This window comes from Roseicyclus persicicus, from assembly GCF_012395815.1.
GTDB classification, from domain to species: domain Bacteria; phylum Pseudomonadota; class Alphaproteobacteria; order Rhodobacterales; family Rhodobacteraceae; genus Roseicyclus; species Roseicyclus persicicus.
On sequence record NZ_JAAZQQ010000003.1, the window covers coordinates 195,922 to 213,787 of the forward strand.

General features: G+C 69.2%; 20 protein-coding genes. 10 read left to right on the forward strand and 10 right to left on the reverse strand.

The window, feature by feature from the left end; genetic code table 11:
* Positions 1–4: 4 nt before the first annotated feature.
* Together hslV and hslU are read left to right on the forward strand one after the other, a co-directional pair.
* A complete protein-coding gene (gene hslV / locus HCU73_RS10820) occupies positions 5–562 on the forward strand; it encodes an ATP-dependent protease subunit HslV (protein ID WP_168623472.1) in 558 nt (185 codons plus the stop codon).
* A complete protein-coding gene (hslU, locus tag HCU73_RS10825) occupies positions 559–1,866 on the forward strand; it encodes an ATP-dependent protease ATPase subunit HslU (RefSeq protein ID WP_168623473.1) in 1,308 nt (435 codons plus the stop codon). The genes hslV and hslU overlap by 4 nt, the downstream gene beginning before the upstream one ends.
* 6 nt (positions 1,867–1,872) lie before the next feature.
* On the opposite strand, the gene HCU73_RS10830 is transcribed toward hslU, so the two are convergent.
* From HCU73_RS10830 to HCU73_RS10840, 3 genes are read right to left on the reverse strand one after another with little or no spacing between them, the layout of a single operon-like run.
* A complete protein-coding gene (locus HCU73_RS10830; protein WP_168623474.1) occupies positions 1,873–2,481 on the reverse strand; it encodes a Smr/MutS family protein in 609 nt (202 codons plus the stop codon).
* Positions 2,482–2,483: 2 nt separating this feature from the next.
* On the reverse strand, positions 2,484–3,512 hold the full coding sequence (gene mltA / locus HCU73_RS10835) for a murein transglycosylase A (protein ID WP_168623475.1): 1,029 nt from the start codon (positions 3,510–3,512) through the stop codon (positions 2,484–2,486).
* Between the two features lie 3 nt (positions 3,513–3,515).
* Complete coding sequence (locus tag HCU73_RS10840) at positions 3,516–4,178, reverse strand: Tim44/TimA family putative adaptor protein (RefSeq protein WP_168623476.1); 663 nt, start codon at positions 4,176–4,178, stop codon at positions 3,516–3,518.
* 128 nt (positions 4,179–4,306) lie between these two features.
* Between HCU73_RS10840 and HCU73_RS10845 the strand changes: the two genes are divergently transcribed.
* Both HCU73_RS10845 and secB read left to right on the forward strand, forming a co-directional pair.
* Positions 4,307–4,786, forward strand: a complete 480-nt coding sequence (locus tag HCU73_RS10845) for an FxsA family protein (protein WP_168623477.1) — start codon at positions 4,307–4,309, stop codon at positions 4,784–4,786.
* Positions 4,787–4,846: 60 nt separating this feature from the next.
* The gene (gene secB / locus HCU73_RS10850; RefSeq protein ID WP_168623478.1) at positions 4,847–5,359 is read left to right on the forward strand and encodes a protein-export chaperone SecB; all 513 of its coding nucleotides are present in this window, start codon (positions 4,847–4,849) and stop codon (positions 5,357–5,359) included.
* Positions 5,360–5,363: 4 nt separating this feature from the next.
* Here secB and dnaQ read toward each other — a convergent pair whose 3' ends face one another.
* Genes dnaQ through HCU73_RS10870 form a run of 4 tightly spaced genes read right to left on the reverse strand, consistent with a single transcriptional unit; the run spans position 5,364 to position 8,089 of the window.
* Entirely contained in the window at positions 5,364–6,062 is a 699-nt protein-coding gene (gene dnaQ / locus HCU73_RS10855) for a DNA polymerase III subunit epsilon (RefSeq protein WP_168623479.1), read from the reverse strand.
* Positions 6,055–6,651, reverse strand: a complete 597-nt coding sequence (gene coaE, locus HCU73_RS10860) for a dephospho-CoA kinase (RefSeq protein WP_168623480.1) — start codon at positions 6,649–6,651, stop codon at positions 6,055–6,057. Before coaE ends, dnaQ begins: the two co-directional genes overlap by 8 nt.
* Positions 6,648–7,484, reverse strand: a complete 837-nt coding sequence (locus tag HCU73_RS10865) for a shikimate dehydrogenase (RefSeq protein ID WP_168623481.1) — start codon at positions 7,482–7,484, stop codon at positions 6,648–6,650. The genes coaE and HCU73_RS10865 overlap by 4 nt, the downstream gene beginning before the upstream one ends.
* Positions 7,481–8,089, reverse strand: a complete 609-nt coding sequence (locus HCU73_RS10870; RefSeq protein ID WP_168623482.1) for a Maf family protein — start codon at positions 8,087–8,089, stop codon at positions 7,481–7,483. Before HCU73_RS10870 ends, HCU73_RS10865 begins: the two co-directional genes overlap by 4 nt.
* Before the next feature lie 542 nt (positions 8,090–8,631).
* On the opposite strand from HCU73_RS10870, the gene rho reads away from it, so the two are divergent.
* The 6 genes from rho to HCU73_RS10900 are packed head-to-tail and all read left to right on the forward strand — an operon-like array spanning position 8,632 to position 15,387.
* Positions 8,632–9,903, forward strand: coding sequence for a transcription termination factor Rho (rho, locus tag HCU73_RS10875; protein ID WP_168623483.1), 1,272 nt, complete (start codon positions 8,632–8,634; stop codon positions 9,901–9,903).
* A 12-nt stretch (positions 9,904–9,915) separates the two neighbouring features.
* Entirely contained in the window at positions 9,916–11,199 is a 1,284-nt protein-coding gene (mnmE, locus tag HCU73_RS10880) for a tRNA uridine-5-carboxymethylaminomethyl(34) synthesis GTPase MnmE (RefSeq protein WP_168623484.1), read from the forward strand.
* Positions 11,200–11,203: 4 nt separating this feature from the next.
* Positions 11,204–13,078 carry a tRNA uridine-5-carboxymethylaminomethyl(34) synthesis enzyme MnmG gene (gene mnmG / locus HCU73_RS10885; protein WP_168623485.1) on the forward strand — a complete coding sequence of 625 codons (1,875 nt, stop codon included), beginning with the start codon at positions 11,204–11,206 and terminating at the stop codon, positions 13,076–13,078.
* On the forward strand, positions 13,075–13,701 hold the full coding sequence (gene rsmG / locus HCU73_RS10890; RefSeq protein ID WP_168623486.1) for a 16S rRNA (guanine(527)-N(7))-methyltransferase RsmG: 627 nt from the start codon (positions 13,075–13,077) through the stop codon (positions 13,699–13,701). Before mnmG ends, rsmG begins: the two co-directional genes overlap by 4 nt.
* A complete protein-coding gene (locus HCU73_RS10895; protein WP_168623487.1) occupies positions 13,694–14,494 on the forward strand; it encodes a ParA family protein in 801 nt (266 codons plus the stop codon). Before rsmG ends, HCU73_RS10895 begins: the two co-directional genes overlap by 8 nt.
* A complete protein-coding gene (locus HCU73_RS10900) occupies positions 14,494–15,387 on the forward strand; it encodes a ParB/RepB/Spo0J family partition protein (RefSeq protein ID WP_168623488.1) in 894 nt (297 codons plus the stop codon). The genes HCU73_RS10895 and HCU73_RS10900 overlap by 1 nt, the downstream gene beginning before the upstream one ends.
* Positions 15,388–15,390: 3 nt before the next feature.
* Here HCU73_RS10900 and hemW read toward each other — a convergent pair whose 3' ends face one another.
* Genes hemW through rph form a run of 3 tightly spaced genes read right to left on the reverse strand, consistent with a single transcriptional unit; the run spans position 15,391 to position 17,865 of the window.
* Positions 15,391–16,551: a radical SAM family heme chaperone HemW gene (gene hemW, locus HCU73_RS10905; RefSeq protein WP_168623489.1), complete on the reverse strand. Its 1,161-nt coding sequence runs from the start codon at positions 16,549–16,551 to the stop codon at positions 15,391–15,393.
* Complete coding sequence (gene rdgB / locus HCU73_RS10910) at positions 16,544–17,152, reverse strand: RdgB/HAM1 family non-canonical purine NTP pyrophosphatase (RefSeq protein WP_168623490.1); 609 nt, start codon at positions 17,150–17,152, stop codon at positions 16,544–16,546. The genes hemW and rdgB overlap by 8 nt, the downstream gene beginning before the upstream one ends.
* Positions 17,152–17,865, reverse strand: coding sequence for a ribonuclease PH (gene rph, locus HCU73_RS10915; RefSeq protein WP_168623491.1), 714 nt, complete (start codon positions 17,863–17,865; stop codon positions 17,152–17,154). Before rph ends, rdgB begins: the two co-directional genes overlap by 1 nt.
* Position 17,866 lies beyond the last annotated feature (1 nt).

Consider the following 17,866-nt stretch of genomic DNA (forward strand, 5'->3'; position numbering starts at 1 on the left):
CCCCATGGCAGACAGCGATTTCCCCGGCTGGCACGGCACCACGATCATCGGCGTCCGCAAGGGCGGCGAGGTGGTCGTCGCGGGCGACGGGCAGGTGAGCCTGGGCCAGACCGTCATCAAGGGCAGCGCGCGCAAGGTGCGGCGGCTGTCGCCCGGCGGGCATGACGTGGTGGCGGGCTTCGCCGGGTCGACGGCGGATGCCTTCACCCTGCTGGAGCGGCTGGAAAAGAAGCTCGAGGCGACGCCGGGGCAGCTGCAGCGCGGCTGCGTCGAACTGGCCAAGGACTGGCGCACCGACAAGTACCTGCAAAAGCTCGAGGCGATGCTGATCGTCACCGACGGCAGCGAACTGTATGTCATCACCGGCGCGGGCGACGTGCTGGAACCCGAGCACGGGATCGCCGCCATCGGGTCGGGCGGGATGTACGCGCTGGCCGCCGCGCGCGCCCTGATCGACACCGACGCCGACGCCGAGACCGTCGCCCGCAAGGCGATGGCGATCGCGGCCGACATCTGCGTCTACACCAACGGCAACCTGACGGTGGAGACCCTTCGCCGATGACCGACCTGACCCCCCGCGAAATCGTGTCCGAGCTGGACCGCTTCATCATCGGCCAGAAGGACGCCAAGCGCGCCGTGGCCGTGGCGCTGCGCAACCGCTGGCGGCGCAAGCAGCTGGGCGACGACCTGAGGGAAGAGGTCTACCCCAAGAACATCCTGATGATCGGGCCCACGGGTGTCGGCAAGACCGAGATCTCGCGGCGGCTGGCCAAGCTGGCGCGCGCGCCCTTCATCAAGGTTGAGGCGACGAAATACACCGAGGTCGGCTATGTCGGCCGGGACGTGGAGCAGATCATCCGCGACCTGGTGGACGCCGCGCAGGTGATGGTGCGCGAGGGGATGCGGGACGAGGTCAGGGCCAAGGCCCATTCCGCCGCCGAGGAGCGGGTGATCGAGGCACTGGCCGGCGAGGGCGCGCGCGAGCAGACGCGGGAGATGTTCCGGCGGAAGCTGCGGTCGGGGGAGCTGGACGATACGATGATCGAGCTGGAGGTGGCCGACACCTCGACCCCGATGGGCGGCTTCGAGATCCCCGGCCAGCCGGGCATGGGCGGGGGGATGATGAACCTCGGCGACCTGTTCGGGAAGGCCTTCGGCCAGCGGCGGGTGCGGCGTCGGATGACCGTGGCCGCCAGCTATGATCTCCTGATCGAGGAGGAGGCCGACAAGCTGCTCGACGCCGAGATGGTGACCAAGGAGGCGCTGCGCGCGGTCGAGCAGAACGGGATCGTCTTCATCGACGAGATCGACAAGGTCGCCGCCCGGCAGGACGTGCGCGGCGGCGACGTCAGCCGCGAGGGCGTGCAGCGCGACCTGCTGCCGCTGATCGAGGGCACGACCGTGTCCACGAAATACGGGCCGGTGAAGACCGACCACATCCTGTTCATCGCGTCCGGCGCGTTCCACATCGCCAAGCCCTCGGACCTGCTGCCCGAACTGCAGGGGCGGCTGCCGATCCGGGTGAACCTGCGGCCGCTGACCGAGGCCGATTTCGTGCGCATCCTGACCGAAACGGACAACGCGCTGACGCGGCAATACTCGGCGCTGATGGCGACCGAGGAGGTGCAGGTGAGCTTTACCGAGGACGGGATCGCGGCGCTGGCCAAGATCGCGGCCGACGTGAACCAGACGGTCGAGAACATCGGCGCGCGGCGGCTTTACACCGTGATGGAGCGGGTGTTCGAGGAGCTGAGCTTCACCGCGCCGGATCGCGGGGGCGAGGCCGTGGTGGTGGATGCGGCCTTCGTCGAGACGAACCTGGGCGAGTTGACCCGCAGCGCCGACCTGTCGCGCTACGTGCTCTGACGCGCCTCAGCGGCCTTTCCTGAGATAGACATAGAAGGCGCCGGCGCCGCCGTGGCGTTGGTGCGCCTCGCGGATGTCGAGGACCAGCGCGCCGAGCGGCGGGGCGTGGAGCCAGCCGGGCACCTGGTGGCGCAACACGCCCCGGCGGATCGGGATCGGGTCGGGGGTATCGCGATCCTTGCCCTTGCCGGTGATGACGAGGACCAGCCGCTTGCCGGTCTCGTGGGCCGAAAAGACGAAGCGGATCAGCTCCGGGTGCGCCTCGGCCAGCGTCATGCCGTGCAGGTCGATGCGCGCCTCGGGCTTCAGCTTGCCGCGCAGGAGCTTCTGGTAAAGCCCGTGATCCATCCGCACGGGGGCATGGGCGAGACGCGCCGACAGGTCGCGCTGGGGCTGCGGCGGGTGGGGCTTGGCCGCGGCCTTTTCGCCGATGCGGAAGGCCGAAAGGCGTTCGCGCGGCGGCGCGGGGTCCGTCACCGGGCGCGGCGGGGCGGGCGTGTCGAGCGCGGGCACGTGCAGGCGCGTGCTCTGGGTGAGGGGCGTCGCGGTCTGGGCGACCCGTTCCCACAGCGCGCGGTCCTCGGCGCTGAGCGTTTTCTTGCCGCGGCGCGCCATGCTCAGGCGTCCGGGACGCGGCCGTGCGCCAGTTCGATGGGCAGCAGCACCACCATGCGCCCGGGGTCGCGGATGGTGCCCGCCGCCTCGCCGGCCGCATCGCCGAAGCCGTAGAAGATGTCGGCCCGCTGCGCGCCCCGGATCGCGCCGCCGGTGTCCTGTGCGATCATCAGCCGCCGCATCGGGCCGGCGCCGCCCTTCTCGATCCAGACCGGCGCGCCAAGGGGGGTAAAGGCCGGGTCGACGGCGATGGTGCGCAAGGGCGTGATCGAGCGGTTCATCGCGCCCAGCGGCCCGAGGCCGGGGTCCTCGATGCGGACCTCGCGGAAGAACACGTAGGAGGGGTTGTGGTAGAGCAGCTCGCGCCCCGCCACGGGGTTGCGGCGCACCCAGGCGCGGATCACCTGCGCCGAGACCTGGTGCGGCTCGTAGACGCCGCGGCGCACCAGCTCCTGCCCGATGGAGCGGTAGGGCTGGCCGTTGCGGCCGCCGTAACCCACGCGGATCACCGAGCCGTCGGGCATCCGGATGCGGCCCGAGCCCTGGATCTGCAGAAAGAACAGCTCCACCGGGTCGTCGACCCAGGCGATTTCCAGCCCGCGCCCCTCCAGAAGCCCCCCTTCCTCGATCTCGCGGCGGCTGACCCAGACGCCGTCCTGCGCCTCGGGGGGCGTGCGGTAGACGGGGTAGCGGAAGCGCGCGGTGGGCGTGCGGGAGCCGTCAAGCTCGGGCTCGTAGTAGCCGGTGAACAGCGCCGGCGTCTCGCCGATCAGGACGGGGCGAAAGAACAGTTCGAAAAAGGTGCGGGCGTCGGGCGCCGTGTCGGCCAGCGCGCAGAGCGCCTGCCAGTCCGCGCCCTCCATGTCGGCGCAGGTGGCGCGGAACACGGCCAGCGCGGCAGCGTGGTCGTCCTCGGCCCAGCCCTCGAGATCGGCGAAGGACAGGAGTTCCACCGTCTCCTCAGCCATGGCGGGCGAGGTCCAGCTCAGGGCGGCCAGGCACAGGCCGAGGATCGCGGCGCGCCCGGCCATCGCTCATCCGTCGGTGGCCACCAGTTCCCAGTTCGGGTCGGGGGCGCCCATCTTGCGGGCAAAGGTCCAGACGTCGCGCTGGCGCTTGATCTCGTTGGGGTCGCCCTCGACCACCTGGCCGTCGGCGTTGCGCACGACCGAGGTCAGCTCGCCCACGAACCGCACCGTCACCTCGCCCACGCCGGTGCCGCGGTCGAAGCGCGCGGACTCGAGCGCCAGTTCGCGGATGCCGATGAAGGAGGCGTCGATGCGCAGGCCCTGCGCCTCGCGCTGGCGGATCACCGATTCGAAGGTTTCCATCACGTCGGCGGCCAGGAACGGGCGCAGCTCGTCGACGTCGCCGTTCTCGAAGGCCATCAGGATCATCTCGTAGGCGCCGCGCGCGCCGCCGAGGAACTCGGAGACCGTGAAGCCGGGCTCGGCCAGCTTCATCGCGGCCAGCGCCTTGGCGCTGTCGGAGCCGTCCTCGACATGGTCGGTGATGTCGCGGTCGGGGCCGCCTTCGATCACCTCGAAGTCGCGGCGCCGTTCCGCGCGCGAGGCCGACGTCGGGGCGACGGGGGGTTTCTCGAAGCCTTCGCGGGTCCCGAGCACGCTGCGCAGGCGCAGGATGAGGAAGATCGCAATGCCGGCAAGCACCAGCAGAGACAGAAGAGACGAGTTCATACAGGCTCCTCGGAGGGCGGTCGGGCTTCTATTCACGGTCGCAGGGCACATATGTAAGGCGTGGGCCCCATCAAGTCCATGACCCAAGACCGCGCGCATCGGCGCGCACGACTGACGGAGTGCTGCCGATGTGGCTGTTTCTCGCCTTTCTCCTGGTGCCGCTGATCGAGATCGCGCTGTTCATCCGCGTCGGCGGCTGGATCGGCCTGTTTCCCACGCTGGGCATCGTGGTGCTGACCGCGATCCTCGGCACCCTGCTGGTGCGGTCGCAGGGCGCGCAGGCGCTGGCCCGGCTGCGCGACAGCTTCGAGACCCTGCGCGACCCGACCGAGCCGCTGGCCCATGGCGCGATGATCCTGTTCTCGGGCGCGTTGCTGCTGACGCCGGGGTTCTTCACTGACACCGTCGGCTTCCTGCTGCTGGTGCCCGCGGTGCGCAACTGGGTGCTCCGCGAGGTGAAGAAGCGGGTCGAGGTGCAGACCATGACGATGGGCACCCCGCCGTGGGAGGCCCAGCGGCCGCGCGACGACGTGATCGACGGCGTCTACTCGGTCGAGGACGACGCGCCGCCGCGGCGGGACGGGCCCTCGGGCTGGACAAGGCATTGAGGCCCGGGGCGGGGGCTGCTAGACCCTCGGCCCAACGTACCTTGACGGTTGGAGATCAAGATGGCCGAGAACAACGGCGGGGCCGCCCCCGCGACCCCCGACGCCGCCCCCGCGCAGCCGGTGCTGCCCAAGCTGCAGGTGCTGGGCCAGTTCGTCCGTGACATGTCCTTCGAGAACATCGCCGCCCAGAAGGCGGTGAACGCGCAGCTGCAGCCCGACATCCAGGTGCAGGTCGCGCTCGACGCCCGCAAGCGCGAGGCGGCGGACCAGTACGACGTCATCATGAAGCTGAAGATCGACAGCAAGACGAAGGATGCGTCGCCGCAGCCGATCTTCCTGCTGGAGCTGGAATACGGCGGCATCTTCAAGGTCGAGAACGTGCAGGCCGAGCAGCTGCACCCGTTCCTGCTGATCGAGTGCCCGCGGATGCTGTTCCCCTTCGTGCGGCGCATCGTGTCGGACGTGACGCGCGACGGCGGCTACCCGCCGCTGAACCTCGACACCATCGACTTCCTCGCGCTCTACCGCCAGCAGCTGGCGCAGCGCGCCGCGACCCAGCGCGCGGACGCCTGAGCCGTCAGCGGTATTTCGACCAGACCGCCGCGTCGCCCAGTTCCGCCACGAAGGCGTCATGGGCGGCGCGCTCTGCGTCCGTGATGCGCGGGGGCAGGGGCTGCGGCCGCGGGCGGGGGCGCCAGTCGGGCTCGGCCTGGGCCGAGCGGCTGCGTCCCTGCGTGGCGCCCAGCGCGAAATCGGGCTGCCGGCCGCCCGTCAGTTCCAGGTAGACATCGGCCAGGATCTCGGAGTCGAGCAGCGCGCCGTGCAGCGTGCGGCTGGAATTGTCGATCCCGAAGCGGCGGCAGAGCGCATCGAGCGACGCGGGCGAGCCCGGAAACCGGCGCCGCGCGATCATCAGCGTGTCGATGGCGCGAGTCTCGGCCAGGAGCGGCAGGCCGGCCCATTGCAGCTCCGCGTTCAGGAACCGCATGTCGAAGCTGGCGTTGTGGATCACCAGCTTGGCATCGCCCACGAACTCGAGAAAGGCGCGCGCGATCTCGGCGAAACGCGGCTTGTCGGCGAGGAAATCGTCGCCGATCCCGTGCACGGCAAAGGCCTCGGGCGGCATGGTGCGTTCGGGGTTGATGTACTGGTGATAGGTGTTCCCGGTCGGAACCTGGTTCCACAGCTCGACCGCGCCGATTTCCACGATGCGGTGGGCGGGCGTCTCGAACGGGTCGAGGCCCGTGGTCTCGGTGTCGAGGACGATCTCACGCATCCGTTTCCCCTCCGGTCAGCCGCTGCACGAGGTCTGCCACGGCGGTGCGGGTCTGTTCCAGCGTCTTTGTCTCAATGACGTGATCCGCGCGGGCGCGTTTCTCGGCATCGGGGGTTTGGCGGGCGAGGATCTGGGCGAACATCGCCTCGGTCATGCCGGGGCGGGCCATGACGCGGGCCTTCTGCGTTTCGGGGTCGGCGGAAACGACGAGGACGGCATCGAGCGTCCCGGCGGCGCCGGTCTCGAACAGCAGCGGGATGTCGAGCACCACGAGCGGCGCGTCGGCATGGCGGGCGAGAAACGCGGCGCGATCGGCGGCGACCAGCGGGTGCACGACGCGTTCGAGCCTGTTCAGCAGGTCGGGGTCTGTCTTCATCGCCTCCTTCAGCCGCGCGCGGCTGACCGCGCCACCTTCGATGGCGTCGGGGATCAAGGCCGCGACCGGCGCGACGGCATCCCCGCCGGGGGCGTAGAGGCGGTGAACCGTCTCGTCGGCGTCCCAGACCGGCACACCGAGATCGCGGAACATCTGCGCCGTGGTCGACTTGCCCATGCCGATGGAGCCGGTGAGGCCAAGGCGCAGCGTCATGGCGCGAGCACGGCCTGCCGCAGGTCGTCGTCGACAAGGGGGGTGTAGCCGAACCAGCGCTCGAAGCCCGGCACGGCCTGGTGGAGCAGCATCCCAAGGCCGTCGACCGTCTCGCACCCCGCTTCGCGCGCGGCGCGCAACAGGTCCGTTTCCAGCGGCTTGTAGACGATGTCGGTCACCACCGTGGGCGGCGACAGGCGCGACAGGTCGATGGCGAGCGGCGGCTGGCCGGTCATGCCGAGGGACGTGGTGTTCACGATCAGCGCGGCATCGGCCACGAGGTCGGGGATGCGCGTCCAGTCCTGCGGGTCGACGCGGGCGCCGAATTGTTCCTTGAGCCCGTCCGCGCGGGCGCGGGTGCGGTTGGCCACGATCACCCGCGGCGCGCCGTCGTTCAGCAGCGCCGAGACGATCGCCTTGGCCGCCCCGCCCGAACCGAGGACAAGGGCGGGGCCCGTCGCCGCCGTCCAGCCGGGCAGCGCCTGCCGGATGTTCGACAGGAAACCCTGGCCGTCGGTGTTGTCGGCCTGGATGCGCCCGTTGCCGAGGAAGGTCAGCGTGTTCGCCGCCCCGATCAGCGCCGCGCGGTCCGAGACGTTCGAGGCCAGCGACAGCACGTATTCCTTGTGGGGAATCGTGATGTTCACGCCCACGAACCCCATCTCGGGCAACACGCGCAGCACGTCGGCCAGGTGGGCGTGGGTGACGTGCAGCGGGACGTAATGGCCGCGCAAGCCGTAGCGGCGCAGCCAGTGGCCGTGCAGCCGGGGCGACAGGGAATGCGCGATGGGGTCGCCGATCACGCCGGCCAGCGGCACCTCGGGGCGCGTCATGTGAACCTCCAACCACGCAAACGCAGGAACGAACAAAGCTCGAGCAGGGGCAATCCAAGCACGGAGAACCACTCCCCGTCCATCCGCGCGAAGAGCCGCGCGCCGAGGCGTTCGGCCTGGTAGGAGCCGACCGAGCTGGCCACGTCTGGCCAGGCGCGGTCGAGATAGGCGTCGATCTCCTCGGCGGTGAGGCTGTGCATCGTCATGCGGACGACGCCGACATGGCGCCAGACCGGTTCGAGATCCTCGTAGAGCACCGCGGCGGAATAGAGATGGTGGGTCTGGCCGGAGAGGCGGAGGAGGTGGTCCTTGGCCTCGTCGCGGGTCTCGGGCTTGGCGAAGATCTCGGATTTCAGGGCGAGGATCTGGTCGCAGCCAAGCGTCAGGCCGCCCCCGGCCGCCCGGCGCGCCTTGAACTCGGCCAGCGCGTCGGCGACGTCGCGGGGGCCGGCGCCGTCCTCCACCAGCGAGGCGCGGATTGCGCCCTCATCGATTCGGACCGGGCGCACGACATGGGCGATGCCGGCCTCCGCCAGCATCCGGCGGCGGATTTCGGAGGCCGAGGCGAGCGTCAGGCTGTGATCGGGGGAAACTGTCCTGTCCATGACCCTGTGCATAACGGACAGAGGAAGCGGCCCACAATCCTGTTGGTGACCGGGCGGACCGGGGCACCGGGCGATCCGGCGGGATCCATGCGACGGCCTTGCCGGGGGTTCTCCACATGGATGATCCGTCCCCATCGGGGGGATGGACAGGCGGTGACCGTACGGGGTGTCCGTGGGTTGTTCAGCGTGTTTTCCACAGGCTGAGATATTTAAGACATTGATTGAATTATATTTTATGTGAGACAGGCCGGCGGGTGGGGACTCTCTGGGGATGATTTGCTCCTTGTGGAGATCATCCGGGACAATCGGTTGGACAGGCGGGTTTCCCGGCTTGCCCACGGTCAAACAGCAACCACATCCTTTTTCTTAAATTCTTTCTTTTATTGAGAGTGAGCCGGCGTTTCGCCCCCGGGTTGACAGGGAAAGGCGCGCGCCTTAGCTGTCCTTGCGACCCCGTCCGGGGATCGACCTTCCGACTGTACCAGACGTATCAGACAAAGACGGGACGCCCGACCGGGCAGACCCCGTCGCGGGATTTCTCCATGACCGAGATGACGCTGAAGCTTTCCGACCTCAAGGCGAAGTCGCCCAAGGACCTGCTCGCCATGGCGGAAGAGCTGGAGATCGAGAACGCCTCGACCATGCGCAAGGGCGAGATGATGTTCGAGATCCTGCGCGAGCGGGCCGACGAGGGCTGGGAAATCTCCGGCGACGGCGTGCTCGAGGTGCTGCAGGACGGTTTCGGCTTCCTCCGCTCGCCCGAGGCGAACTACCTGCCCGGCCCGGACGACATCTACGTCTCGCCCGACATGATCCGCCAGCATTCCCTGCGGACCGGCGACACGGTCGAAGGCACGATGACCGCGCCAAAGGAGAACGAGCGCTACTTCGCGCTGGTGAAGGTGCAGCGGATCAACTTCGAGGATCCCGACCGCGCCCGGCACAAGGTGGCCTTCGACAACCTGACGCCGCTTTACCCGGACGAGCGGCTGAAGATGGAAATCGAGGATCCGACCATCAAGGACCGCTCGGCCCGCATCATCGACCTGGTCGCCCCCATCGGCAAGGGCCAGCGCGCCCTGATCGTGGCCCCGCCGCGGACGGGCAAGACCGTGCTGTTGCAGAACATCGCCCATTCGATCGAGACCAACCACCCCGAGTGCTACCTGATCGTGCTGCTCATCGACGAGCGGCCCGAGGAGGTGACGGACATGCAGCGGAGCGTGAAGGGCGAGGTCATTTCCTCGACCTTCGACGAACCCGCCACCCGGCACGTCGCCGTGGCCGAAATGGTCATCGAAAAGGCCAAGCGCCTGGTGGAGCACAAGCGCGACGTCGTGATCCTGCTCGATTCGATCACGCGCCTCGGCCGGGCCTACAACACCGTCGTGCCCAGCTCGGGCAAGGTGCTGACCGGCGGCGTGGACGCCAATGCGCTGCAGCGGCCCAAGCGGTTCTTTGGCGCCGCGCGGAACATCGAGGAGGGCGGTTCGCTGACTATCATCGCGACCGCGCTGATCGACACAGGCAGCCGGATGGACGAGGTGATCTTCGAAGAATTCAAGGGCACCGGTAACTCGGAACTCGTGCTGGACCGCAAGGTGGCCGACAAGCGCGTGTTCCCGGCGATGGACATCCTCAAGTCCGGCACCCGGAAGGAGGACCTGCTGGTCGACAAGGGCGACCTGCAGAAAACCTATGTCCTGCGCCGTATCCTGAACCCGATGGGCACGACCGACGCCATCGAGTTCCTGATTTCCAAGCTCAAGCAGACCAAGACGAACTCCGAGTTCTTCGACTCGATGAACGCGTAAGGGGCCCAGGCGATGCACACGATCTTCGCCCTGGCGACGGCCCGGGGGAAGTCGGGCGTCGCCGTCATCCGCATCTCGGGGCCCGACGCGCATCGGGTCGCCGGCTCGCTCTGCGGCGCGCTGCCCGAGGCGGGGCGTTTCGCGCTTCGGGTGTTGCGTGATGCGCGGGGCGAGATGCTCGACGAGGCGCTGGTGCTGCGCTTCGACGCGCCGCGCAGTTTCACCGGGGAGGACTCGGTCGAGCTGCAGCTGCATGGGAGCATGGCGGTCATCCGCGCGGTAGAGGCCGCCATTGCCGAGACCGGGCTTGCCCGTCTGGCCGAGGCGGGGGAATTCACCCGGCGGGCGCTGTTGAACGGGAACCTCGATCTTGCGCAGGTCGAGGGCTTGGGCGACCTGATCGCGGCCGAGACCGAGGCGCAGCGGCGCCAGGCGCAGGCCCTGCTGTCCGGCGGGATGAGGGAGTTCTCCGAAAGCTGCCGTCGTGACCTGCTGCGGGCGGCCGCGCTGATCGAGGCAACCATCGATTTCGCCGACGAGGAGGTGCCGGTCGACGTGTCGCCCGAGGTGGGTGCGTTGATCGACCGCGTCCTGGGCGGGATCGAGGCCCAACTGGCGGGTTTCCAGGCGGCGGAACGGGTGCGGCACGGGTTCGAGGTGGCGATCATCGGGCCCCCGAACGCGGGGAAATCGACGCTCCTGAACCGCATCGCGGGGCGGGAAATCGCCATCACCTCGGAAATCGCCGGCACGACGCGGGATGTGCTGGAAGCGCGGGTGGACCTCGACGGGCTGCCGGTCACCTTCCTCGACACCGCCGGGCTGCGGGATACCGACGACGTGGTGGAACGCGTGGGCGTGGAACGGGCCCGCAGCCGCGCGCGCGATGCCGACCTGCGGATCCTTCTGGTCGACGGCACGGCCGGGGCGCAGGGGTTCGAGGCGGGGGTTCCCATCGACCTGCGCTACGAGACGCGGGCGGATGTCACGGGCAAGGGTGTGTCCGGTGTGACGGGGCAGGGGGTCGACGGGGTCTTGTCCGATGTGTCGCGGCTCCTGTCCGAGCGCGTGTCGGGCATGTCGCTGGCCTCGCACGAGCGGCATCGGCAGGCGCTTCTGGCGGCACGCACCAGCCTGCGGGCGGCCAAACAGGTGTTCGACCGCGGCGAGGAGGGCGCCGAAATCCTCGCGCTGCATCTGCGCGACGGGGTCACCGCCCTTGACTCGCTGATCGGGCGTATGGATGTAGAGGCCATCCTCGGCGAGATCTTTGCGCAGTTCTGCATCGGCAAGTGACGGAGTGTTTCACGTGAAACAGGCCCCCTTCGACGTCATCGTGATCGGCGGCGGCCACGCCGGCGCCGAGGCGGCCCATGCGTCGGCGCGGGCCGGGGCGCGGACGGCGCTTGTCACCATGCGGCGCGATACCATCGGCGTGATGTCCTGCAACCCGGCCATCGGCGGGCTCGGCAAGGGTCACCTTGTCCGTGAGATCGACGCGATGGGCGGGATCATGGGCTTGGCCGCGGATCGCTCCGGCATCCAGTTCCGGCTTCTCAACCGGCGCAAGGGCCCCGCTGTGCGCGGGCCGAGGACGCAATCGGATCGCGCGCTCTACAAGGCGGCGATCCAGGACCTGCTCGCCACGCAGCCGCGTCTGGAGATCGTCGAGGGCGAGGTGGCCGACCTGATCGTCGAGGGCGGCCGCATCGCCGGGGTGGAGCTGGCCGATGGCGCGCGACTGGCCGCCCGGGCCGTCGTGCTGACCACCGGCACCTTCCTGCGCGGCATGATTCACATCGGCGACCGCAAGATGGAAGGCGGGCGCATCGGCGACAAACCCTCCGTCCGCCTGGCGCAGCGGCTGCATGACCTCGCCTTGCCGCTCGGCCGTCTCAAGACGGGCACGCCGCCGCGGCTCCGCTCCTCCTCCATCGACTGGGCGCGGCTGGAGCTGCAGCCGGCCGACGAGGACCCGATGCTGTTCTCCTTCCTGTCGACGGCGCCCAGCGTCCGGCAGATCGCCTGTGGCATCACCCATACCAACGCGCGGACGCACGAGATCATCGCCGCGAACCTGTCGCGGTCGGCCATGTATGGCGGGCATATCGAAGGCGTCGGGCCGCGGTATTGCCCCTCGATCGAGGACAAGGTGGTGCGGTTCTCGGACAAGAACTCGCACCAGGTCTTCCTCGAGCCCGAGGGGCTCGACAGCGACGTGGTCTACCCCAACGGGATCTCCACCTCGCTGCCCGAGGATGTGCAGCACGACTACGTCCATTCCATCGCTGGGCTGGAGCAGGCCGAGATCCTGCAACCGGGCTATGCCATCGAATACGACTATGTCGATCCGCAAAGCCTCGACGCCTCGCTGGAGTTGCCGGCGGTGCCGGGGCTGTTCCTCGCCGGTCAGATCAACGGGACGACCGGCTACGAGGAGGCCGCCGCACAGGGCTTTGTGGCGGGCTTGAACGCCGCACGGCAGGCGCAGGGGCAGGAGCCGGTGATCTTCGCCCGGTCCGAGGCCTACATCGGCGTGCTGGTCGACGACCTCGTCACGCGGGGTGTCAGCGAGCCCTACCGCATGTTCACGTCGCGCGCCGAGTTCCGGCTGACGCTGCGGGCGGACAACGCCGATCAACGTCTCACCCCGCTGGCTGAACGTCTGGGGCTGATCGGCGAAGATCGCCGCGCGCTGTTTGCGGACAAGATGGATCGGCTGGCCCGGGGGCGCGGCGTGCTGGAGGGCGAGAACTTCACCCCGCGCCAGGTCGCGGCGGCCGGCATTCCGATCAACCAGGACGGCCAGCGGCGGACGGGCATGGATATCCTCGCCTTCCCCGACGTGGACCCCGCGCAGATCGACGCGCTGATTCCCGCCTTTGCCGAGGTTGATGACGGCACCCGCGAGCAATTGGCCATCGAGGCGCTGTATCGCACCTACGTCGACCGGCAGGCCCGCGATGCCGCGGCGCTGCAACGGGATGAGAACCAGGCGATCCCAGACGGGCTGGCTTATGCCGAGATCGGCGGATTGTCGAACGAACTCAAGGGCAAGCTCGACCGCATCCGGCCGCGCACCTTGGGGCAGGCGGGCCGTATCGACGGTATGACCCCGGCCGCGCTGGCGCTGATCCTGACCAAGATCCGCCAGGACGAACGCCGCCGCGCATGACCGAGGATGAGGCGAAGGCGGCGCTGGCCGCGCGTGTTTCACGTGAAACACTTGGGCGGCTGGAGGTCTACGCCGCGCTTCTCGTGAAGTGGCAGAAGACAATCAACCTTGTCGCGCCCTCGACGCTGCCACAGCTATGGTCACGCCACATCCTCGATTCGGCGCAGCTGATGGAGCAGGTGCCCCCCGGAGCCACCCGCTGGCTCGACCTGGGCAGCGGCGGCGGCTTCCCCGGTCTCGTCTGCGCCGCGATCGCCGCCGAAACGCATCCGGGCCTGCGGGTGACGCTGGTCGAATCGGACCAGCGCAAGGCCGCCTTCCTGCGTGAGGCCGCCCGCCAGATGGGGGTGACCGCCGATGTCATCGCCCGCCGCATCGAAGATCTGCCGCCCACGCCGTCCGACATCGTGTCCGCCCGGGCCCTCGCGCCGCTGGTCACCCTTTGCGCCTATGCCCATCCGCACCTGGTGCCCGGTGGCCTCTGCCTGTTCCAGAAAGGCGCCCGCCACGCCGAGGAGCTTGCAACCGCGCGGCAGGGCTGGCACATCGACTGCACCGTCATCCCCAGCGTCACCGACGCCGAGGCCGTCCTCCTCCGGATCGAGCAGTTGAGCCATGCCTGACCAGACCCGCCCCCGGATCCTCGCCGTGACCAACCAGAAGGGCGGGGTCGGCAAGACGACCACTGCGATCAACCTTGGCGCGGCGCTGGCCGAGCTGGGTGAGCGTGTGCTGATCATCGACCTCGATCCGCAGGGCAACGCCTCGACCGGGCTTGGTATTTCCGCGCGGGACCGGGACAACACGACCTATGAATTGCTGCTGGAGGACGCGCCGCTCGCCAGCGTGATCCGTCAGACCGGCGTCGAGCGGCTGGATATCGCGCCGGCGACGACCGACCTGAGCTCCACCGACGTGGAGCTGGGCAACGCCGAGAACCGGGTGTTCCTGCTCAAGGATGCGCTGTCGTCCGAGGTGCTGCTGACCTACGACCAGGTGCTGATTGATTGCCCGCCGTCGCTGAGCCTGCTGACGGTGAACGCGCTGGTTGCCTGCGACGCGGTGCTCGTGCCGCTGCAGGCGGAGTTTTTCGCGCTCGAGGGGCTGTCGCAGCTGATGCTGACGGTCCGCGACGTGCGCGAGACGGCGAACCCCGGTCTCAGAATCGAGGGTGTCGTGCTCACCATGTACGACCAGCGCAACAACCTGAGCCAGCAGGTCGAGGCTGATGCCCGCGCCACGCTGGGCGAACTGGTGCTGCAAACGCGCATCCCGCGGAACGTGCGGTTGAGCGAGGCGCCGTCCTACGCGCTGCCGGTGCTGGCCTATGACCCCGCGTCCAAGGGCAGCCAGGCCTACATGGAGCTGGCCGAGGAATTGCTGGCCCGCCACGCCAAGCGGAAGGAGCCCGCCTGATGGTCAAGCGACCCGAACGCACAGGGCTCGGCCGCGGCCTGTCGGCCCTCATGGCCGACATCGAACCGGCCCGCAGCACGCCCGAGGCTGAAACGCCGGCGTCGCCGCGCGGCCTGCGCCGGCTGCCGGTCGACCGCATCGCGCCGAACCCGGACCAGCCGCGCCGCACCTTCGCGGAAAGCGCGCTGGAGGAACTGGCGGCCTCCATCCGCGAAAAGGGCGTGATCCAGCCGCTGATCGTGCGCCCCGATCCGACGCGTCCCGACGGGTTTCAGATCGTCGCCGGCGAGCGCCGCTGGCGGGCGGCGCAGCGGGCGCAGCTGCACGAGCTGCCGGTCATTGTGCGCGAGTTCGACGACACCGAGGTCCTGGAAGTCGCGATCATCGAGAACATCCAGCGCGCCGATCTGAACGCGCTGGAGGAGGCGCAGGGCTATCGGCAGCTGATCGACCGATTCGGCCACACGCAGGAGCAGCTGGCGCAGGCCTTGGGCAAGAGCCGCAGCCACATCGCCAACATGATGCGCCTCCTGGCGTTGCCGGAGCCCATCCAGGAGTTGGTGCGCGGCGGACAGCTGAGCGCGGGCCACGCCCGGGCGCTGCTGACGGCTGAGGATCCGGTGGGACTGGCCCGCAAGGCGGTCGCGCAGGGCTGGTCGGTGCGGGACGTGGAGAAACATGCGAAGCCGTCCACCGGCTCCTCCAAACCCAAGGCGCGGGCCACCACGCAGAAGGATGCCGATACCGTGGCGCTGGAGGGCGACCTGAGCGCGGCGGTGGGCATGCCGGTGAGCATCGACCATGACACGGCGTCGGGCGAGGGGCGGGTGACGATCCGCTACAAGGATCTCGCGGCGCTGGATGACCTGATCCGGCTGCTCAGCGCGGGCTGAGGGTCAGTCGGCCAGCAGGTCCCGCAGCACGGCGTTCAGCACGCGGCGGCCTTGCGGCGTGGCGCTGATGCGGGTGGCCGTGACCTCGATCATCCCGAGCGATTCGAGCCTGTTCAGCACATCAGCGTCGAAATCCGCCCCGTTCAGCCGGGCAAACCGCGTGCGATCCAGCCCTTCGGCCAAACGCAGCGCCATCATCGCGTATTCCTCGGCGTGGTCGCGGGCCGTCATCGGCTCGCGCAGGGTTTCGCCCGACCCCGCCGTCTCCACGCGCTTCAACCATGCGAGCGGCAGCAGCTCGGTTTCCGTCGCGTGGCGCGTTCCGTCCAGCGTCAGGCGGCCATGCGCGCCGGGGCCGATCCCGGCATAGTCGCCGCCGCGCCAGTAGATCAGGTTGTGCCGCGACTGCGCCATGTCGGCCGCGTGGTTCGACACCTCGTAGGCGGGCAGGCCGGCGGCGGCGCACATCTCTTGCGTCAGGTCGTACATTTCGGCGCCGGCGTCGTCCTCGACCAGCCCGGGCAGCCGGCCGCGGGCGTGGCGGTCGCCAAAGGCGGTGCCGGGCTCGATGGTCAGCTGGTAGAGCGACAGGTGATCGGCGGCCAGCGTCAGCGCCTCGGCCAGCTCGCTGCGCCAGTGATCGAGCGTCTGGAACTGCCGCGCGTAGATCAGGTCGAAGCTCACCCGGGGAAAGACATCGCGGGCGATCCCGTAGGCGTTTCGACCCTCGGCCGCCGAATGGAGCCTGCCCAGCCGCTTCAGATCGGCGTCGTTCAGCGCCTGCAACCCGACCGAAACCCGGTTGACGCCCGCATCGCGGAACCCGCGGAACCGACCGGCCTCGACCGAGGTTGGGTTCGCCTCCAGCGTCACCTCGAGGTCGTTGGCGACGGGCCAGGCCGCGCGGACGGCGTCCAGCACGCCGGCCACCGTTTCGGGCGCCATCAGCGACGGGGTGCCGCCGCCGAAGAAGACACTGATGAGGCGACGGCCACCTGTCTCGGCGGAAACTCTTTTTATTTCAGATAGATAGGCAGACAGCCACCGGCGCTGGTCGATCTCGGCCGCGACGTGGCTGTTGAAATCGCAATAGGGGCATTTCGCCTGGCAAAAGGGCCAGTGGACATAGAGCCCGAAGCCCCCGGCCTCCCAATCGTCAGCCACCGAGAACCTGTTTCAACTGCTCCACCGCCTTGGCGCGATGGCTGATCCGGTTCTTTTCCCAGCGGTCCATCTCGCCGAAGGTCACGTCGAATCCGGCCGGCTGGAAGATCGGGTCGTAGCCATGCCCCTGCTGCCCGCGCATCGGCCAGACGACCTGCCCCTCCATCACGCCTTCGAACACCTCGTCATGCCCATCGGGCCAGGCCAGCACCAGCGTGCAGCAGAACCGCGCCGTCCGCGGGTGCGCGGCACCCTTCGCCTCCAGCAGATCATGCGCCTTGCGCATCGCCATCACGAAGTCGCGCCCGGTCGGCGTCTCGGCCCAATCGGCGGTGTAGACGCCCGGCGCGCCGTCCAGCGCGTCGATGGCGATGCCGCTGTCGTCGGCCAGCGCGGGCAGGCCGGTGGCACTTGCCGCGGCATGGGCCTTGATCCGCGCGTTCTCGACGAAGGTCGTCCCGGTCTCCTCCGGCTCGGGCAGCCCGTGGTCGGCGGCCGAGGACACGGCGATGCCGTAGGGCGCCAGAAGCGCCTCCATCTCCTCCAGCTTGCCCCGGTTGTGGGTCGCGATCAGCAGGTGATCGCCGGTGAAGCGCCGCATCAGCCCACCGCCGCCTTCTGCGCCGCGACCAGCGTGGCGATGCCCCGTTCGGCCAGCGCGTACATCTCGTCGAACTGCGCGCGGGAAAAGGCCGAGCCCTCGGCGCTTGCCTGCACCTCGACCAGCGCGCCGCCGCCCGTCATCACGAAGTTGGAATCGGTCCCGGCGTCGCTGTCCTCGACATAGTCGAGGTCGAGCACCGGCTGGCCCGCGTAGATCCCGCAGGAGACCGCCGCGATGTGGTCCAGCATCGGGTCCGACGTCACGTCGCCCGCCTTCATCAGCTTGTTGATCGCCAGCCGCAGCGCGACCCAGCCCCCGGTGATCGAGGCGCAGCGCGTGCCGCCATCGGCCTGGATCACGTCGCAGTCGACGGTGATCTGCCGTTCGCCCAGCGCGGAGCGGTCGATGCCGGCGCGCAGGCTGCGGCCGATCAGGCGCTGGATCTCCAGCGTGCGGCCCGACTGCTTGCCCAGCGCGGCCTCGCGGCGCATCCGGGTGTGGGTGGCGCGGGGCAGCATCCCGTATTCGGCGGTGACCCAGCCGAGGCCCGAGTTCTTCAGAAAGGGGGGCACGCGCTCCTCCAGCGTGGCGGTGCAGAGCACATGGGTGCCGCCGCAGCGGATGAGGCAGGAGCCCTCGGCATGGCGCGTGACCCCGGTTTCGATCACGATGTCGCGCATTTCGTCTAGGTTTCGGCCGGAAGGACGCATA

What these genes read in the sequence shown, in the direction of transcription:
- HCU73_RS10900 (WP_168623488.1), top strand. Translation starts at nt 14,494, where the DNA reads ATGGTCAAGCGACCCGAACGCACAGGGCTCGGCCGCGGCCTGTCGGCC.
- coaE (WP_168623480.1), bottom strand. Translation starts at nt 6,651, where the DNA reads ATGACGCTGCGCCTTGGCCTCACCGGCTCCATCGGCATGGGCAAGTCG.
- HCU73_RS10845 (WP_168623477.1), top strand. Translation starts at nt 4,307, where the DNA reads ATGTGGCTGTTTCTCGCCTTTCTCCTGGTGCCGCTGATCGAGATCGCG.
- rdgB (WP_168623490.1), bottom strand. Translation starts at nt 17,152, where the DNA reads ATGCGGCGCTTCACCGGCGATCACCTGCTGATCGCGACCCACAACCGG.
- rph (WP_168623491.1), bottom strand. Translation starts at nt 17,865, where the DNA reads ATGCGTCCTTCCGGCCGAAACCTAGACGAAATGCGCGACATCGTGATC.
- hslU (WP_168623473.1), top strand. Translation starts at nt 559, where the DNA reads ATGACCGACCTGACCCCCCGCGAAATCGTGTCCGAGCTGGACCGCTTC.
- secB (WP_168623478.1), top strand. Translation starts at nt 4,847, where the DNA reads ATGGCCGAGAACAACGGCGGGGCCGCCCCCGCGACCCCCGACGCCGCC.
- hslV (WP_168623472.1), top strand. Translation starts at nt 5, where the DNA reads ATGGCAGACAGCGATTTCCCCGGCTGGCACGGCACCACGATCATCGGC.
- HCU73_RS10870 (WP_168623482.1), bottom strand. Translation starts at nt 8,089, where the DNA reads ATGGACAGGACAGTTTCCCCCGATCACAGCCTGACGCTCGCCTCGGCC.
- HCU73_RS10830 (WP_168623474.1), bottom strand. Translation starts at nt 2,481, where the DNA reads ATGGCGCGCCGCGGCAAGAAAACGCTCAGCGCCGAGGACCGCGCGCTG.
- rsmG (WP_168623486.1), top strand. Translation starts at nt 13,075, where the DNA reads ATGACCGAGGATGAGGCGAAGGCGGCGCTGGCCGCGCGTGTTTCACGT.
- mltA (WP_168623475.1), bottom strand. Translation starts at nt 3,512, where the DNA reads ATGGCCGGGCGCGCCGCGATCCTCGGCCTGTGCCTGGCCGCCCTGAGC.
- HCU73_RS10865 (WP_168623481.1), bottom strand. Translation starts at nt 7,484, where the DNA reads ATGACGCGCCCCGAGGTGCCGCTGGCCGGCGTGATCGGCGACCCCATC.
- HCU73_RS10895 (WP_168623487.1), top strand. Translation starts at nt 13,694, where the DNA reads ATGCCTGACCAGACCCGCCCCCGGATCCTCGCCGTGACCAACCAGAAG.
- rho (WP_168623483.1), top strand. Translation starts at nt 8,632, where the DNA reads ATGACCGAGATGACGCTGAAGCTTTCCGACCTCAAGGCGAAGTCGCCC.
- HCU73_RS10840 (WP_168623476.1), bottom strand. Translation starts at nt 4,178, where the DNA reads ATGAACTCGTCTCTTCTGTCTCTGCTGGTGCTTGCCGGCATTGCGATC.
- dnaQ (WP_168623479.1), bottom strand. Translation starts at nt 6,062, where the DNA reads ATGCGTGAGATCGTCCTCGACACCGAGACCACGGGCCTCGACCCGTTC.
- mnmE (WP_168623484.1), top strand. Translation starts at nt 9,916, where the DNA reads ATGCACACGATCTTCGCCCTGGCGACGGCCCGGGGGAAGTCGGGCGTC.